This window comes from Arthrobacter sp. 9AX, from assembly GCF_902506095.1.
Taxonomy (GTDB): domain Bacteria; phylum Actinomycetota; class Actinomycetes; order Actinomycetales; family Micrococcaceae; genus Arthrobacter.
Genome location: NZ_LR733293.1, coordinates 2,625,143 through 2,640,557 on the forward strand (window position 1 = coordinate 2,625,143; position 15,415 = coordinate 2,640,557).

14 protein-coding genes and 1 riboswitch are annotated in these 15,415 nt (G+C 66.7%); of the genes, 1 reads left to right on the forward strand and 13 read right to left on the reverse strand.

The annotated features are described in order from the left end of the window. Positions 1-40: 40 nt before the first annotated feature. The 11 genes from rsfS to BACI348_RS12135 form a co-directional block, all read right to left on the reverse strand. Complete coding sequence (rsfS, locus tag BACI348_RS12085) at positions 41-442, reverse strand: ribosome silencing factor (protein ID WP_159826140.1); 402 nt, start codon at positions 440-442, stop codon at positions 41-43. Positions 443-486: 44 nt separating this feature from the next. Further along, a complete protein-coding gene (locus tag BACI348_RS12090) occupies positions 487-1,920 on the reverse strand; it encodes a hypothetical protein (RefSeq protein WP_159826142.1) in 1,434 nt (477 codons plus the stop codon). Positions 1,921-1,927: 7 nt separating this feature from the next. After that, positions 1,928-2,584: a nicotinate-nucleotide adenylyltransferase gene (nadD, locus tag BACI348_RS12095; protein WP_442858528.1), complete on the reverse strand. Its 657-nt coding sequence runs from the start codon at positions 2,582-2,584 to the stop codon at positions 1,928-1,930. A 13-nt stretch (positions 2,585-2,597) separates the two neighbouring features. Continuing rightward, a complete protein-coding gene (locus BACI348_RS12100; RefSeq protein ID WP_159826144.1) occupies positions 2,598-2,831 on the reverse strand; it encodes a hypothetical protein in 234 nt (77 codons plus the stop codon). Positions 2,832-2,907: 76 nt separating this feature from the next. Further along, positions 2,908-4,290 (reverse strand): glutamate-5-semialdehyde dehydrogenase, encoded by a 1,383-nt coding sequence (locus BACI348_RS12105; protein WP_159826146.1) that lies wholly within the window; start codon positions 4,288-4,290, stop codon positions 2,908-2,910. Positions 4,291-4,316: 26 nt separating this feature from the next. Continuing rightward, positions 4,317-5,468: a glutamate 5-kinase gene (gene proB / locus BACI348_RS12110; protein ID WP_159826148.1), complete on the reverse strand. Its 1,152-nt coding sequence runs from the start codon at positions 5,466-5,468 to the stop codon at positions 4,317-4,319. Further along, positions 5,458-7,047: a GTPase ObgE gene (obgE, locus tag BACI348_RS12115; protein ID WP_159826150.1), complete on the reverse strand. Its 1,590-nt coding sequence runs from the start codon at positions 7,045-7,047 to the stop codon at positions 5,458-5,460. The genes proB and obgE overlap by 11 nt, the downstream gene beginning before the upstream one ends. 117 nt (positions 7,048-7,164) lie before the next feature. Next, positions 7,165-7,428, reverse strand: a complete 264-nt coding sequence (rpmA, locus tag BACI348_RS12120; RefSeq protein ID WP_009372867.1) for a 50S ribosomal protein L27 — start codon at positions 7,426-7,428, stop codon at positions 7,165-7,167. 60 nt (positions 7,429-7,488) lie between these two features. After that, positions 7,489-7,797, reverse strand: coding sequence for a 50S ribosomal protein L21 (gene rplU / locus BACI348_RS12125; protein WP_159830045.1), 309 nt, complete (start codon positions 7,795-7,797; stop codon positions 7,489-7,491). A gap of 263 nt (positions 7,798-8,060) precedes the next feature. After that, the gene (thiD, locus tag BACI348_RS12130; RefSeq protein WP_159826152.1) at positions 8,061-9,593 is read right to left on the reverse strand and encodes a bifunctional hydroxymethylpyrimidine kinase/phosphomethylpyrimidine kinase; all 1,533 of its coding nucleotides are present in this window, start codon (positions 9,591-9,593) and stop codon (positions 8,061-8,063) included. Positions 9,594-9,600: 7 nt separating this feature from the next. Then, positions 9,601-9,698, reverse strand: a riboswitch (TPP riboswitch). A 174-nt stretch (positions 9,699-9,872) separates the two neighbouring features. Then, positions 9,873-13,253 carry a ribonuclease E/G gene (locus BACI348_RS12135; protein WP_159826154.1) on the reverse strand — a complete coding sequence of 1,127 codons (3,381 nt, stop codon included), beginning with the start codon at positions 13,251-13,253 and terminating at the stop codon, positions 9,873-9,875. 450 nt (positions 13,254-13,703) lie between these two features. On the opposite strand from BACI348_RS12135, the gene BACI348_RS12140 reads away from it, so the two are divergent. Continuing rightward, positions 13,704-14,387 carry a vitamin K epoxide reductase family protein gene (locus BACI348_RS12140; protein ID WP_159826155.1) on the forward strand — a complete coding sequence of 228 codons (684 nt, stop codon included), beginning with the start codon at positions 13,704-13,706 and terminating at the stop codon, positions 14,385-14,387. Between the two features lie 101 nt (positions 14,388-14,488). Here BACI348_RS12140 and ndk read toward each other — a convergent pair whose 3' ends face one another. Together ndk and BACI348_RS12150 are read right to left on the reverse strand one after the other, a co-directional pair. After that, positions 14,489-14,908, reverse strand: a complete 420-nt coding sequence (ndk, locus tag BACI348_RS12145; protein ID WP_159826156.1) for a nucleoside-diphosphate kinase — start codon at positions 14,906-14,908, stop codon at positions 14,489-14,491. A 39-nt stretch (positions 14,909-14,947) separates the two neighbouring features. Further along, positions 14,948-15,415: a DUF4233 domain-containing protein gene (locus BACI348_RS12150; RefSeq protein WP_159826157.1), complete on the reverse strand. Its 468-nt coding sequence runs from the start codon at positions 15,413-15,415 to the stop codon at positions 14,948-14,950.

Below are 15,415 nucleotides of genomic sequence, written 5' to 3' on the forward strand. Positions count from 1 at the left end.
AAATTCCAAATCGGGCATATTCCGCGTGGTTCCGCGGATGTTACTCCGCGTCGGAGCCTGCGGGCGCCTTGGCCGAGGTGTCGTCGCCGAGCTGCAGGTCCACCACGGGGCAGTCCTTCCAGAGGCGCTCGAGCGCGTAGAACACGCGGTCTTCCTCGTGCTGGACGTGGATGACGATGTCCGAGTAGTCCAGCAGAACCCAACGACCGCCGGAACGGCCTTCGCGGCGCACTGGCCGCAGGTCCTGCTTGGCGAGTTCTTCCTCGATGCCGTCAACGATGGCGTTGACCTGCCGCTCGCTGGGCGCCGAAGCGATGAGGAAAACGTCGGCCAGGGCGAGGCGCTCGCTCACATCCAGCGCCACGATGTCCTGGGCAATCTTGTCCGCGGCTGCTTTGGCGGCGGCGCGGGCTGTGATGACGGATGATTCTGATGCAGTCACGGGACTCCTTGTTGGTTTATAAGTGTGGTGCCGGGCCGGACCGGTCAGTGGGACATGCCGCTGATGATCAGCACAATGCCGGAGATCAGGGCCAGGATCCCGAAAGCCAGGACGCAGAACTGCAGCATCCGGTTACGGTTGGCGCGGGCAAGGCCGGCCGTGGCGGCATCGAGGGGATCAAGCCCATGGGCGGACCGGGCCGGGATGCGTGGCAGGTCCTCGAAGACGTCCTCGGAGTCGCCACTGGCCACCGCTGCCGGCGGCTGTACCGCAGGCCTGGGGCGGGCGGCCGCCCGGGCAGCGGCTTCGGCGCGGGCAATGACCTGCGAGCGGCCGGTTCCGGCATCGGAGGCAGCTGTCCGCGCACCGGCTGCGGGGCGCCGCTTTTTGGTGCCGGCCGCAGGCGGGACCTTGGTGCCGGGCCGGGTGGTGACCGGAACATGGGATGTTGCCGGCGGCTTCATCACCGGCCGGTCCACTCCAGGCACCTGGACGAATTCCAGCGGGGTGACCATGGCCAGGTTGCTGGCGGCTGACGGACCCGGCCGTTGACCGGCAGCAGACGTCCCTTGCTGTGAGGGCTTTTGCTGGCCCTGCGGCGGCCTCTTGCCGGGTCCAGGCTTCTTGCCGGGTCCAGGCTTCTTGCCGGGTCCCGTCTCCGGGGCCGGGACCGGTTCCTGCCCAGGCACGATTTCCTGGCCGGGAAGTGGTTCCTGGCCCGCGACCGGCACACCGGCTTGTTCGGCCAGCTTCTGCCGGGCCATGGCCCGGCGGTTTATCACGGCGGCACGTTCGGCCAGTGCGATCTGTTCCGCCAGGATCTCCGGGTCCACCGCTTCCGGATCCAGGGAAGCGATGTGCTCCATCTTGGCGATCTGGTTCTTGGCCTGCTCAGCGAGCAGGGACCTCGCCGCCAGCGCCTGTTCAACGGTCATTCCCTCGGGAGCGGCAAAAGTGCGGGCGGGCGCAGCGGCGCTCCCGGGAACCTTGGGTTTTTTCTCCTCGGGGGATTCCTGCTGCCCGGGTTGCCCCTCGAGGGGACGGGCTCCCGGCGCAGTGGTGGCGGCAACGGCGGGCGCCACGATGGGGTTGGCCGCCGTCAACGCCTGCTCTTTGAGCTGCTGCAGGCGGAGTTGGCGCCGAGTGGGCGGACCGCCTGCTGCGAGCTGGCCCTCTTTTTCTTCGAGTTCCTTGAGGGTCCGCAGCGCGGCACGGTCCCGGGCGCGGATTTGGGAAGACCGCTGGGTGTGTGTCTGTTCCGGTACAGGGGAAGGGTTACGCGGGGACTTCGCCCCCGGGGCGGCGGCGCTGGAGGCATTGGCGCCGGCAGCACCTGCGTCCGGGGCCGGCCGGCTTGCCGCGGGCTGTTTTATGGCAGGCGAAAGCTGATCCGTGCCTGCGGACCCGGATGACTGCTGTGCATCCCTGGCCTTCCGGAGTTCCCGGCGGCTGGGGATGGGGGGCTGTTCCTGACTCATTGAGAACTCATTCAGTGCTGGCTGGTTCGCTTGCTTCGGAAGTGTGAGCATTCCCGCCTGCCGGGTCTTCCAGGTAAAGACCATACTTGGCGATGTACTGGACCACCCCGTCAGGAACGAGGTACCAGACAGGATTGTTCGCGGCGATGCGGACACGGCAGTCCGTGGAGGAGATGGCCATGGCCGGCACCTCAAGCAGGCTGACGTCCTCGCGTCCCATGCCGTCCAGTACGTGTCCAGGCCTGGTGACGCCGACGAAGTGCGCAAGTGACCACAGTTCGTCGATGTCTTTCCAGGACAGGATCTGCGCGAGCGCGTCCGCTCCTGTAATGAAGAACAGGTCCGCTTCCGGGCGCTGGGCACGGAGATCGCGCAGGGTGTCGATGGTGTACGTGGGACCCGGACGGTCAACATCCACCCGGCTGACCGTAAACCTCGGGTTGGAGGCCGTGGCAATCACGGTCATGAGGTACCGGTGCTCAGGCTCGCTGACCTGCTTGTGGGACTTCTGCCACGGCTGGCCCGTGGGAACAAAAACCACCTCGTCCAAATCGAACTCGGCGGCCACTTCGCTGGCTGCCACGAGGTGGCCGTGATGGATGGGATCAAACGTCCCGCCCATCACGCCCAGCCGCAGCCTGCCGTTGGCACCGTTACGGTGCAGAGCGCGGGAAATGTTAGTGGCCCTGCCCGTGGTCGTGCTTGTTCGGGTGCTGGCGGTGCGGATCCGCGTGCTCCTCGGTGACCGAGTGACGCTTGCCGAGGTTGGTGTAGGAGAGGGTGATGAACATCATGACCAGCAGTATCGCGAAAATGGACACCCCGAAGACCCACGGTTCAGCCCACAGCGGCGCGAGCTCTTCGTGTTCTCCGCCTTCGGCGACAGTTGCGGCAATCTGCTGGAACAGCATGTTCTCCCCTAGCTCAAGGATTGTGGCAGCGGAAAGCTCCGCCGTTTTGCGACTTCTGGTCTATGTTACCGCGTTGCTACCCGCGGACCTGGCCCTCGCCCTGCACGATCCACTTGGTGGTGGTCAGTTCGGTGAGGCCCATCGGGCCGCGGGCGTGCAGCTTCTGCGTGGAAATGCCCACCTCGGCGCCAAGGCCCAGTTCCCCGCCGTCGGTGAAGCGGGTGGAGGCGTTGACGATCACGGCGGCGGAGTCCACTTCGGCGATGAAACGCTCGGCGTTGGACAGGTTGTTGGTGAGGATCGCCTCGGTGTGCCCCGTGGTCCAGGTACGGATGTGCTGCACGGCCTCGTCCAGGCTGTCCACCATGGCCACGGCGAGGTCGAGGTCCATGTACTCGGTGCCCCAGTCCTCGTCAGTGGCCGGCTCCGTCTCGATCGACGCGGGCAGGGCGGCGCGGATGCGTTCGTCGGTGTGCAGCCGGACGCCTGCCTTGCTCAGGGCGGCGGCGACGGCGGGCAGCACCGTGGAGCCGGAGTGCACCAGCAGGGTCTCCACCGTGTTGCACACACTGGGGCGCTGGGTCTTGGCGTTCAGGAGGATCTCCACGGCCATCTCTTCGCCTGCTGACTCGTCAATAAAGATGTGCACGTTCCCCTCCCCCGTCTCTATCACCGGAACGGCGGAGTTGGTGACTACGGTCTGGATGAGGTCGCGGCCGCCGCGGGGAATCAGCACGTCCACCTTGCCGCGGGCACGCATGAGGACGTTGGCCCCGGCGCGCCCGTACTGGTCCACCGTCTGCACTGCGTCGGCGGGCAGGCCGACGGAATCCAGGGCCTCGCGCAGGACGCGGACCAGGACTTCGTTGGTTGCTTCCGCCGCGCTGCCGCCGCGCAGGATGACGGCGTTGCCGCTCTTGAGGGCAAGCCCTGCGATGTCCACGGTGACGTTGGGCCGGGCTTCGTAGATGGCGGCCACCACGCCCATGGGCACGTTGACCTGCCGCAGGCGGAGCCCGTTGGGAAGGGTCTGCCCACGGACCACGTTGCCCACGGGATCCGGCAGGTTGGCCAGGTTCTCCAGGGCAGCGACGAGGCCCGCGATCCGTGCCTCCGTCAGCGTCAGCCGGTCCAGCATGGCAGCGGAGGTTCCATTGGCCTTGCCTGCGGCGACGTCCTTGGCGTTGGCGGCGAGAATGGCCGCAGTATTCGCCTCGAGAGCCGTACCCACTGCACGCAGGGCGCGGTCTTTCCAGGCACGGTTGGCCATGGCCATCCGCCGGGCGGCATGACGGGAACGGTCCGCGAGGGCGTAGACCGCCGCTTGGACATCGGCGCCGCCGGACACCGGAGCCCCGGCCGGCACCTGGGCTGCGGGGAAGCCGGCCGGCTGCGCCGTGGAAGCGGCAGCGGTGTCTCCGGAGTTTTCGGCAGTGGTGTGGATCAGGGCCTCAGTCATGTTCCAAGTTTAGGCGAGCCCGGAGCTCAAACCAGCACCAGGTCGTCTGCATGAACAACTTCGCGGTCGTAGCCGCTGCCAAGGGACTCGCCGAGGTCGCGGGTGGAGCGGCCCAGCATCTGCGGGAGTTCGGCAGACGAGTAGTTGACCAGCCCGCGCGCCACCACAGTGCCGTCGGCACTTGCTATTTCGACGGCGTCGCCCGCTTCAAAATCGCCGTGCACGGCGGAGATACCCGCCGGGAGCAGCGAGGTGCGGTGGTGGCGTACAGCCTTCACGGCGCCGTCGTCCAGCACAAGCCGGCCCTGTACGGACGCCACGTGCGCGAGCCAGAGCAGGCGGACGGGCTTGCGGGCGCCATTGACGGTGAACCAGGTTCCTACGTCCTCGCCGTTCAGCGCCGCAGCAGCGTTGGGTGTTGAGGTGACCAGGGCATGGATCCCGGAACCGGCGGCCATGGTGGCTGCCTCCACTTTGGTCTGCATGCCGCCGGTGCCCACTCCGGCTTTGCCGGTTTTCCCGATGGATACGCCTTCCAGGTCGCGGGGTCCCGCAACGAGCGGGATCCTTTTGGCGCCCAGGGACGGCGGCCCGTCGTACAAGGAGTCGACGTCGGACAGCAGCACGAGTGCATCGGCCCGGACCAGGTGCGCCACCAGGGCCGCCAGGCGGTCGTTGTCGCCAAAACGGATCTCATGGGTGGCCACGGTGTCGTTTTCGTTGACCACCGGCACCACGCCCAGATTAAGGAGCCGGTCCAGGGCGCGGAACGCGTTGGTGTGCTGGCTGCGGCGCATCAGGTCATCGGCAGTGAGAAGCACCTGGCTGACAGTCACGCCGTGCGCACCGAAAGCCTGGGTGTAGCGCGCCATCAGCAGGCCCTGGCCCACACTCGCGGCGGCCTGCTGGGTGGCGAGGTCGCGAGGGCGCTTCGCCAGGCCCAAGGGGGCCAGGCCCGCGGCGATGGCGCCGGAGGACACCAGGATGATCTCCGTGCCGGTGTTGCGCTTGGCGGCCAGGGCATCCGCGAGGGCTCTCAGTGACTCTTCGGAGATACCGCCCTTGATGCTGGTCAGGGAGGATGACCCCACCTTGACCACGATCCGGCCCGCGTTGGCGAGCACGCTCCTGTCCACGGAACGGGTGAGCGGTTCCGCCGCTGCAGCCCTAGAACTCATCGCCTGCGTCCAGTCCACTCTCCTTGAGGGGCTTGGCCACGCGGCGGCTGCTCACGGACTCGGTCCAGATGCCGGCCTTGCGTTCCGCTTCCAGCTCGGCACGGGCGGCGGCCTTGGCATCCTTGCGTTCCTGCTGCTCTTCGCGCTTCTGTCCGCGGGTGGGGCGGTCGCCGATGTCGGCGAAGCGGACGTCGGTGCCGCGCGGCGACGCGAGGAGCTCCGCGCCGGCCATCATGGTGGGCTCCCAGTCGAAGACGACACCGTCGTCCTCGCCGATGACCACGGTGTCGCCCGGCTTGGCGCCCTGCTTGAACAGTTCAGTCTCCACACCGAGCTTGGCGAGCCTGTCCGCAAGGTAGCCGATGGCTTCCTCGTTGGTGAAGTCCGTCTGCTTGACCCAGCGCACGGGCTTTTCGCCGAGGACGCGGAACAGCGGCTCGAGGCCCTTCTCTTCCCGGCGGATCTTGAAGCCGGATTCGTTGACGGCGCGCGGGCGCAGCACGGCGGGCTGGACCTTGGGCGGAGCCGCTGCCACCGCATCACGGGCGGCCTTGACGATCCCGGCCATGGCGAAGCCGAGCTGGCGCAGGCCCTCATGGCTGGTGGCTGACACCTCAAATACCTGGAAGCCGCGGGATTCAAGTTCAGGCCGCACAAACTCGGCCATGTCCTTGCCGTCAGGCAGGTCCACTTTGTTCAACGCCACAAGGCGGGGGCGGTGGTTGAGCGGAACAACTTCCCCGTCCTGCCCGGCGTAGCTCATGTCCACGGCGTACTTTTCCAGCTCGGCCTCGATGATGGCCAGATCGGAGAGGGGGTCGCGGTCCGATTCGAGGGTGCCGCAGTCAAGGACGTGGACCAGGGCCGCGCAGCGCTCCACGTGGCGCAGGAAGTGGTGGCCCAGTCCCCTGCCTTCGCTGGCGCCTTCGATCAGGCCCGGGACGTCGGCGATGGTGAAGCGGACGTCCCCGGCCTGGACCACCCCGAGGTTGGGTACCAGGGTCGTGAAGGGGTAGTCGGCGATTTTGGGGCGCGCCGCGGACATGGCGGCGATGAGGCTGGACTTGCCGGCGGACGGGAAACCCACCAGCGCGATGTCCGCGATCGACTTGAGCTCGAGGATGATATCGCTGGATTCGCCCTCGATGCCGAGCAGGGCGAATCCGGGTGCCCGGCGCTTCTGCGAGGAAAGCGCCGCGTTGCCCAGGCCGCCGATGCCGCCTGCCGCCGCCACGTACTCGGCTCCTTCGCCCACGAGGTCCGCGAGGACAGCGCCGTCTTTGGACTTGACCACTGTGCCGTCCGGGACGGGCAGGATCAGGGTTTCGCCGTTCTTCCCGCCGCGCCAGTCACCCATGCCCGGGCCGCCGTTGGTGGCGTGGCGGTGGGGCGCGTGGTGGTAGTCAAGGAGGGTGGTGGTCTGGTGGTCAACGCGGAGGATGACGTCGCCGCCGTTGCCGCCGTTGCCGCCGTCGGGACCGCCCAGCGGCTTGAACTTCTCACGGTGGACGGAGACGCACCCGTGGCCGCCGGTACCGCCGGATACATGCAGTACTACCCGGTCTACAAAGCTGGCCACGTGGATCTCCTCAGTGCTGTTTTCTTTTGGCGCCGCTGGCGCCAAAACGATTGTAATGCGGTTAAAAGAACAGTGGAGCGGACCATCTGGCCCGCTCCACCGCTTCAGAACTGTTTGTTACTCTGCAGCTGCAGCAGCAACGATGTTGACGACGCGACGACCGCGGCGGGTGCCGAACTCAACGGCTCCCGGGGTCAGTGCGAACAGGGTGTCGTCGCCGCCACGGCCAACGCCGGCGCCCGGGTGGAAGTGGGTGCCGCGCTGGCGGACGATGATTTCGCCTGCGGAAACAACCTGGCCGCCGAAGCGCTTCACGCCGAGGTACTGAGCGTTGGAATCACGACCGTTGCGAGTGGAGCTCGCGCCCTTTTTATGTGCCATCTGAAATGCCTGCCTTTAATTCTGGAGAATCTGCTGAAAAACCTGAACAGTAACCGGTGGTTACTTGATGCCGGTGATCTTGACCTTGGTCAGTTCCTGGCGGTGACCCTGGCGCTTCTTGTAACCGGTCTTGTTCTTGAACTTCTGGATCACAATCTTAGGACCACGGAGGTCGTTCAGGATCTCAGCTGTAACAGTTACCTTGGCCAGGTCAGCAGCGGCGGTGGTGACTTTGTCACCATCAACCAGGAGCAGTGCGGGCAGCTGAATCGTGCTGCCAGCTCCACCGGCGACGCGGTTCAGGGTAACGAAGTCTCCAACGGAAACCTTCTCTTGGCGGCCGCCTGCGCGGACAATCGCGTACACCACTTGGGAACTCACTTCTCTCGACGTCTATAACTAAATTTGCGTGCGGAACCGACTATCAAAAGCCTGGTTTCTCGCTGTGCCTCAACGCCGTGGGGTCATAACCCAAGTGTTGGCGTAAGCACCGAAGATCTAGATTACGCTAATTTTGTCTTCGGCCGCAAATGAGGCTGGTTCCCGGCGGGTTGCTGTGATAGGTACCACAGTCCAGGTCCGGCGTCCGCACCCTGCCCCACAATAGTACCGGTCCGTTGGCCGGCCCCTGTTCAGGAGTACAGCCGCGGCGCGTCGAAGAAGTCCACTTCCAGCCGGCATGACTGCTTGAACGCCGTCATCATCGCCTCCCGGTCCGCGGCTGAGGCCCGGCGCCCCGCCGCATCCACGATCGCGATGGCCTGGCGGGTGGCAGCGGCGAAGCCTTCATCAGCGTACGTGCGCAGCCAGGCCGCGTACGGGTGCCCGGCGGGTTCTCCGGCGGCGAGGAAGCGGGCATGGAGTGTTGCGCCCACCTCCGCGTACAGCCAGAAGCAGGGCAGCACCGCTGCCGCCAGCACCGCATAACTGCCCGACGCGGACGCGGCCGTCAGGTGGTCAACGTAGGACTTTGTTACCGGGCCAAGCTCCGGCCGGACACTACGCGTGCTCAACCAGGAGCGGTGCAGTTCCGACTCGACCTCCAGGCACTGGCTCGCGGACCCTGCCCAAAAGAGCTGTTCGGCCTCCGTGGGCGCCAGGGCACTCGCCCTGGCCAGCACGCGTGAATAGCCGTTGAGGTAAATGGCGTCCTGTGAAAGGTAGTACGCGAACTCCTGTTCCTGCAGGCTGCCGGAGACCAGCCCGCGGATGAAGTCCAGGGCGTAGATATCGTCCAGGTCCTGCCGGGCCTGCGTCCACAGCAGGGCAGCGAAGCTGCCTTCGGAGGGATGCGGCGGCAGGTGGTGGAAGTGGTGGACCGGGCCGTTGCCTGTTCCCACCTCCAGCGTGCCGGACGCTTCCAGCGCCCCCGACAGCCAGGGCTTGACTTCGCGGAGGGAGGCCTCCCAGTCCCCCAGCCGCGCCTGGGCGGTGGCCATCGCGGAGGACAGCGAACACCCGGTGCCGTGGCTGTTGCGGGTGGGCACCCGCTCCCCCTCCAGGACCACCACTTCCGCGGACAGCAGGCCCGCGGTGTTGACCAAGGCATCCGGGCAGTCGCCGCCGTCGAGGTGGCCGCCCTTGACGAGTACCGTAGCCCCGGTGGCGGCGGAAAGCCGGCGGCCCTGTTCCAGGGCCCCGGCCCAGTCCTGCTGTACGTCCCCGCCCACCAGCATCGCGAGCTCAGCCAGGTTGGGCGTGATGAGGTGGGCGAGCGGCAGGAGCTCACGCAGTGCTGCCTCGGCGGACTGCTGCAGGAGCCGGTCACCGCTGGTGGCCACCATCACCGGGTCCAGGACCACGACGGCGGGACGGACCTTGCGCAGCCAGTCCCGCACCTCTTCGATCACCTCAGCGCTGCCGAGCATGCCGATCTTGACGGCGTCAATGTCGATGTCGTCGCTGACGGCCTCGAGCTGCGCGGCCAGGAATTGGGCAGGCGGTACGTGGACGGACCGGACACCGTGGGTGTTCTGGGCGGTGAGGGCCGTGATGGCAGCCATCCCGTAGCCGCCGAATGCCGCAATGCTTTTGAGGTCGGCCTGGATTCCGGCGCCGCCGGACGGGTCGGAACCGGCAATGGACAGCACCCGCGGTACTGGGCGGCCCGGGGCGGCGGGCGGCGGGAAGGCTGCCGGGGATGCTGATGGGGTGGCAGTGGGCATTGCAAGAGTCGCAGACAAGAGACATCCCTTCGCCGGTGCTAGCCGGACAGGTTCAACGGGTGTGGATCTCAGCCGGCCCTCTGCGCGGCACCCCGTGTCGGTTCCCCAGCCTAGCTTTTTTGGCGGCAACAGTCCGAAGGTGACAGAGTACGACCACCCCGCGGCCTTCACCCGCGCCTGCAGTCGATGCGGCTTTGCCGCAACGAAAATGCCCGGCCGGCCACTGTTTGTGGCCAGCCGGGCATTTTCGTGCTCATGCGTCGGGTCCTGCTGACTCCCTTAGAGCTCCGAAGCCGGAACCCCGACGCCGAGGATGATGGGCGCCTCGGCGGCCTTGGGAGCCTGTTTTTCGGCAGCCGCCCCGGGAGCCTTGGCCTCATGGGAATGGCCCGTGCTGGCTGCCGCAACGTTTTCGTGCTGCTCCACGGTGGTTTCGTTGGCAGCTCCCTGGGCGCGGCTGGCACTGCGGTGGCGCCGTGGCCGCCGGGTCCGCGACTGCTCCAGCGTGTGGTCGCTGTAGTCCTTTTCAGGTGCTTCAGCACGCGGCTCCACGCGCGGGGCCTGCTGCGCCGGCTCCGCCTGGGGCTTCTGCGCAGCTTCGGCCGGGGCACCGGGTTCGGGCTGTGTTTCCGGTTCGGTGGCGGGCTGTCCCAGGTGCGCGAAGGCTTCAGCGAGCCGGTCCAGTGTCAGGGCCGGCCGCGGCTGCTCCTCCTCAGCGTGCTCAACGAACGGCAAGGCCACCTTCTCGCCGCCGAAGGTGAGCACGGCAGCCGGACGGGTATCGGCGTCGCGCTTTTCAACAGCCGGCGGTGCGGGCAGCTTCTCCCCGGCCGCCTGCTTGGCTGCCGCCACTTCGTCATCGTGCAGGTGGGCTGCATGCGCCGCGGCAGCGATGTTGGCCAGGGCAAGCCTGGTGGCCTCCGCCTTGGCGTGCCGCTCGGCATCCGAGGGCTCCGGGTGGACGGTGTGGACCTGCACGGCAGGAGCCGGTGCGGGTTCGGGCTGCTGGCCGCGGCCCCGGCGCCGCTTGCGGTCCGGGCGGGTACCGGCCTGGTTGTTCTCCGGGCGCAGGCTGTCCGGGCGGTGGCCCTCGCTGCGCGCCTCCGGCCGGCTGTCCGACCGCTGCACGTGGTGTTCGGCGGCCACGATGTTGGCGCGGCGGTGTTCCACGGGATCGTCATGGGTGACGATGCCGCGGCCGGCGCAGGCTTCACACTGCTCGCCGAATACTTCCAACAGGCCGGTGCCCATCCGCTTGCGGGTCATCTGCACCAGGCCCAGCGAGGTGACCTCTGCGACCTGGTGCTTGGTGCGATCGCGTCCCAGGCATTCCACCAGGCGGCGCAGCACGAGGTCGCGGTTGGATTCCAGGACCATGTCGATGAAGTCGATGACGATGATGCCGCCGATATCGCGCAGGCGGAGCTGGCGGACCACTTCCTCGGCAGCCTCGAGGTTGTTTTTGGTGACGGTCTCTTCAAGGTTGCCGCCGCTGCCGGTGAACTTGCCGGTGTTGACGTCAACCACGGTCATGGCTTCGGTGCGGTCGATCACCAGCGAACCGCCGGAGGGCAGGAAGACCTTGCGTTCCAGGGCCTTGTGGATCTGCTCGTCGATGCGCCAGGCGGAGAAGATGTCCTGGTCCTTGGTCCACTTCTCGAGGCGGCCCACCAGGTCCGGCGCCACGTAGGTGACGTAGGCCTCGATGGTGTCCCACGCTTCCTCGCCGGAAACGATCAGCTTGGAGAAGTCCTCATTGAACACATCGCGGACCACCTTGATGGTGAGGTCCGGTTCCCCGTACAGCAGTTCCGGGGCAAGGATCTTGGTGGACTTCGACTGGCCCTCGATCCCTTCCCACTGGGCGCGCAGCCGGTTGATATCGTGCGTCAGTTCCTCTTCGGACGCTCCCTCCGCGGCGGTGCGGACAATCACGCCGGCCTGCTCCGGGAGGCGGTCCTTCAGGATGCGCTTGAGGCGGTTGCGTTCGACGTCGGGCAGCTTGCGTGAAATGCCGGTCATCGAACCGCCCGGGACGTACACCAGGTAGCGGCCGGGCAGCGAAATCTGGCTGGTCAGGCGGGCACCCTTGTGGCCCACGGGGTCCTTGGTCACCTGGACCAGGACGGTGTCGCCGGACTTGAGCGCGTTTTCGATGCGGCGCTGCTTGCCCTCAAGGTTCACGGCTTCCCAGTTGACCTCACCGGCGTAGAGGACGGCGTTGCGGCCTCGTCCGATGTCCACGAAGGCGGCTTCCATGGACGGCAGCACGTTCTGGACCTTGCCCAGGTAGACGTTGCCGATCAGGGAGTCCTGCTGCGTCTTGGAGACAAAATGCTCGGCCAGGACGCCGTCTTCGAGGACGGCGATCTGGATTCTGTCGTCGCGCTGGCGGACGATCATCTGCCGGTCCACCGACTCGCGGCGGGCCAGGAACTCGGCTTCGGTGATCACGGTGCGGCGGCGGCCGGTGTCGCGGGACTCACGCCGGCGCTGCTTCTTCGCTTCAAGGCGGGTGGAACCTTTGACGCTGGTGACCCGGTTGCTGACTGCGGGTTCGCTGACCGCGCGGGGCGCGCGGACGCGGGTGACGGTGTTGGGCGGGTCGTCTTCTCCGCCGCCCGTCAGTTCGAGGTCCTGGTCACCGCGGCGACGGCGGCGGCGACGGCGGGACGTCACGCCGTCTTCGGCCTGCCCCGCAGTGTCCTCGTCGGCGTCCTCGGAGGCATCGACGTCGGCTTCCTCGCCGCCTTCAAGGTCGGCGTCTTCACGCTCGCCGGGTCGGCCCCGGTTGCGGCGTCCGCGGCCCCGGCGCCGGCGGCGTCCGTTGGCCTCATCGGTGTCGCCGTCCTCGGTCTCCTCCTCAGCTGCTTCCACGGCGGCGGCAGGCGCCGGCCGAACCACGGTGCTCAGGTCCGGGGCCTGGAACAGCACGGACGTGGGGGAAGCGGGTTCCAGGAACAGGGAACCGAAGGGGCTGGCCGGCGCGGCGGGTGCCTTCCCGGTGGTTGGTTCCCCGGCTGCTTGTTCCGCTGCAGGTTCTACTGTTTGTTCCGCTGCGGGCTCTTCTGCGGCATCTTCATCGGCCGGAGCCTCTACGGCTTCAACGACAACCGGGGCGGCCACGGCGTCAGCAGCCGCAGCTTCCGCCGCCACGGGCACTGCCACGGCGGATCCGGCTGCCGGCGATTCGGCTGCTGCCCCGGGGGCGGCTTCCGCTGCAACCGGTGCGGCTTCTTCTGCAACCGGCGCAGAGGTCTTACGGGTGGCCACCCGGCGGCGCCGGACCGGCTTCGCCTCGGGCTCAGCCTCTGCGGCGGCTTCCACGGCAGGCTCGGGAGTTGCCTCTACTTTTTCCGTGGCCTGGGCAGCGGCGGTGTCCTGCGGGGCTGTTTCGTCGGCAAAGGCCGGAAGCGGTTCAGCCGCGTCAACCTTCTTGCGGGAGCGGGAGCGCCGGGCGGGGACCTTTACCTCAGCTGCCTCGGCGCCTGCTTCGTTGGCGTCTGCCTCGGCGCCTGCTTCCTCGGCAACGGGCACGGGAATCAGTGCGTCATCAGCCTTCGGCGCGGCTTTCCGCCGGGTCCTGGTGGCTTTCTTCGGTACTTCGGCCTCCGTGGCCGCTGCATCCTCGTTAACGGCTGAAACTTGTTCATTATCCATATGTGGCAACACTCCTGCCCCTGACGTACCGCCACATCCGGCACCCATTGGGGCACATATTGTCAAAACCCGCAGGCGCTGACAGAAGTCAAGTGGATACCCCCAGGTTCGCACCGGCAGTGGGGTGCGGCAGCCCGTGGGGGCCGGCAGGATGTTCTAAAAACCCGTTGTTCTACGTGCCACAACCAGGTGCCGCCCAATGGAGCGGGAGACTGCTTCGGTGGAACCGATGCCTGCCCTGCTCATCATTGGCGGTCTTGGGAACAAGCCACCGGACCGGAGTCCGAATGTGGTTCGGCCTCCAGCCACGTTCATTCTCTCACACCCCGGGTAAATCGCCGCGGACGCCGGGCGGATGCCGTTTGTCCCGTCCCTGCGCCCGGATAGTCCTTCCAGCCTGCGGCGTTACAATCAGGGCAAGGAGCACCGGATGAAAAGGACGCCACACAAATGCCCAGCATCTCCCCCCTGAGCGGCACGCCCGTGCCGGAACGGAGCCTGAACCAGGACGCCGGTCCGGCCGTCAGCCCAGCAGGAGCTGTTCCAGCCATGACCCGGAACCGGCCGTTCGGCTGGCTGCTGGTGATCACGGGTATCGTCGGCTGGTTGGCCTCCGGAACCCTGGTCCTGGAAAAGCTCGAAGTCCTGAAGGATCCGAACCACGTCACTGTGTGTGATGTGAATCCCTGGATCTCCTGCGGCGAGGTGATGAAGACGTGGCAGAGCTCCCTCTTCGGCTTCCCCAATATGTTCATCGGGATCGTCGCCTTCGCAATCATCATCACCGTGGGCATGGCCTTGCTGGCCGGGGCAACGTTCGCCCGCTGGTACTGGGTGGGCCTGCAGGCCGGGGTCACCCTCGGGTTTGCCTTTGTGGTGTGGCTCTGGTCCCAGGCCCTCTACGCCATCCACGTCCTTTGCCCGTTCTGCATGATCGTCTGGGCGGCGATGATCCCGCTCTTCGTCTGGGTGACCGTCCGCAACATCACCGCCGGGGTTATTCCGGTACCCGGGAACGTTGCCCGCGTCATTGGCGACTCCGGCTGGATCATCACCGCGTTGCTCTATGTGGCCGTTACCGCCACGATCTTCTTCGCCTTCATCCAGGTTTTCGCGGGAACCTCCGGGTTCTAAGCCCGCTGCCGCGGCATAACGGACCGCAGAGTAAAAGATAAGGCCGATGTTCATGAAGAACATCGGCCTTATCTGTCTTTTCGGTGAGGTGTCCGGAGCGGTCAGCCCTGGAACCAGATCTTGATTTCGCGCTCCGCGGAGTCCGTGGAGTCCGAACCGTGCACCAGGTTCTGCTGGACCTTCAGGCCCCAGTCGCGGCCGAAATCGCCGCGGATGGTCCCGGGGGCAGCAGTGGTGGGGTCGGTGGTGCCGGCCAGCGAGCGGAAGCCTTCAATGACGCGGTGGCCTTCGAAGATGGCAGCCACTACAGGGCCGCTGAGCATGAATTCGACCAGGGGCTCGTAGAAAGGCTTGCCCACGTGTTCCTCGTAGTGCTGCTCCAGCAGTTCGCGGGTGGCGTCCACCTTCTTCAGTTCAGCCAGGGCGTACCCCTTGGCTTCAATCCGGGCCAGGATGGCGCCGGTGAGGTTGCGGGCGACGCCGTCGGGCTTGATGAGGACGAGTGTGCGCTCAGTAGTCACAACTGCTCCAATGCGTTGGTATGGGTTTCGGGGTCAAGTCTACGGGGATGAGGGCTGCTGGCCCGGCCCGGTGGCCTGGTCCGGATGGGATGCTTCCCATGCGGCCTGCTCCCGGGCGCGTTCGCCGGCTTCCCGGTCCAGCCGGATGCCTGTACGGATCCCGTACCACCAGGCGATGGCGAACAGTGCTCCCACCAGGAACATGGCGGGCTCGAAGATCCCGGTGAGGATCAGTACCAGTTGCAGGAGCCAGCCCAGTCCAATGCCCCATGGTTTGGAAAGGAAGGCGCAGGCAAGGATCATCAGCACGCTCAGGGCGATGCCCACACCGAGGATCAGTGCCGGCGGGAATTCACCCCGGCGCAGCCCGAAGACCGCGAGGGTGGCGAAAAACATTACAAAGGCTTCCAGCAGCAGCACCGTGGACGCGAACATCACTTTGGTGGAACGCCGCTTCTTGGGCATGCCCGGCCGCCACTCGCGCTGGGCCTTGGTCAGTTTGGCCAC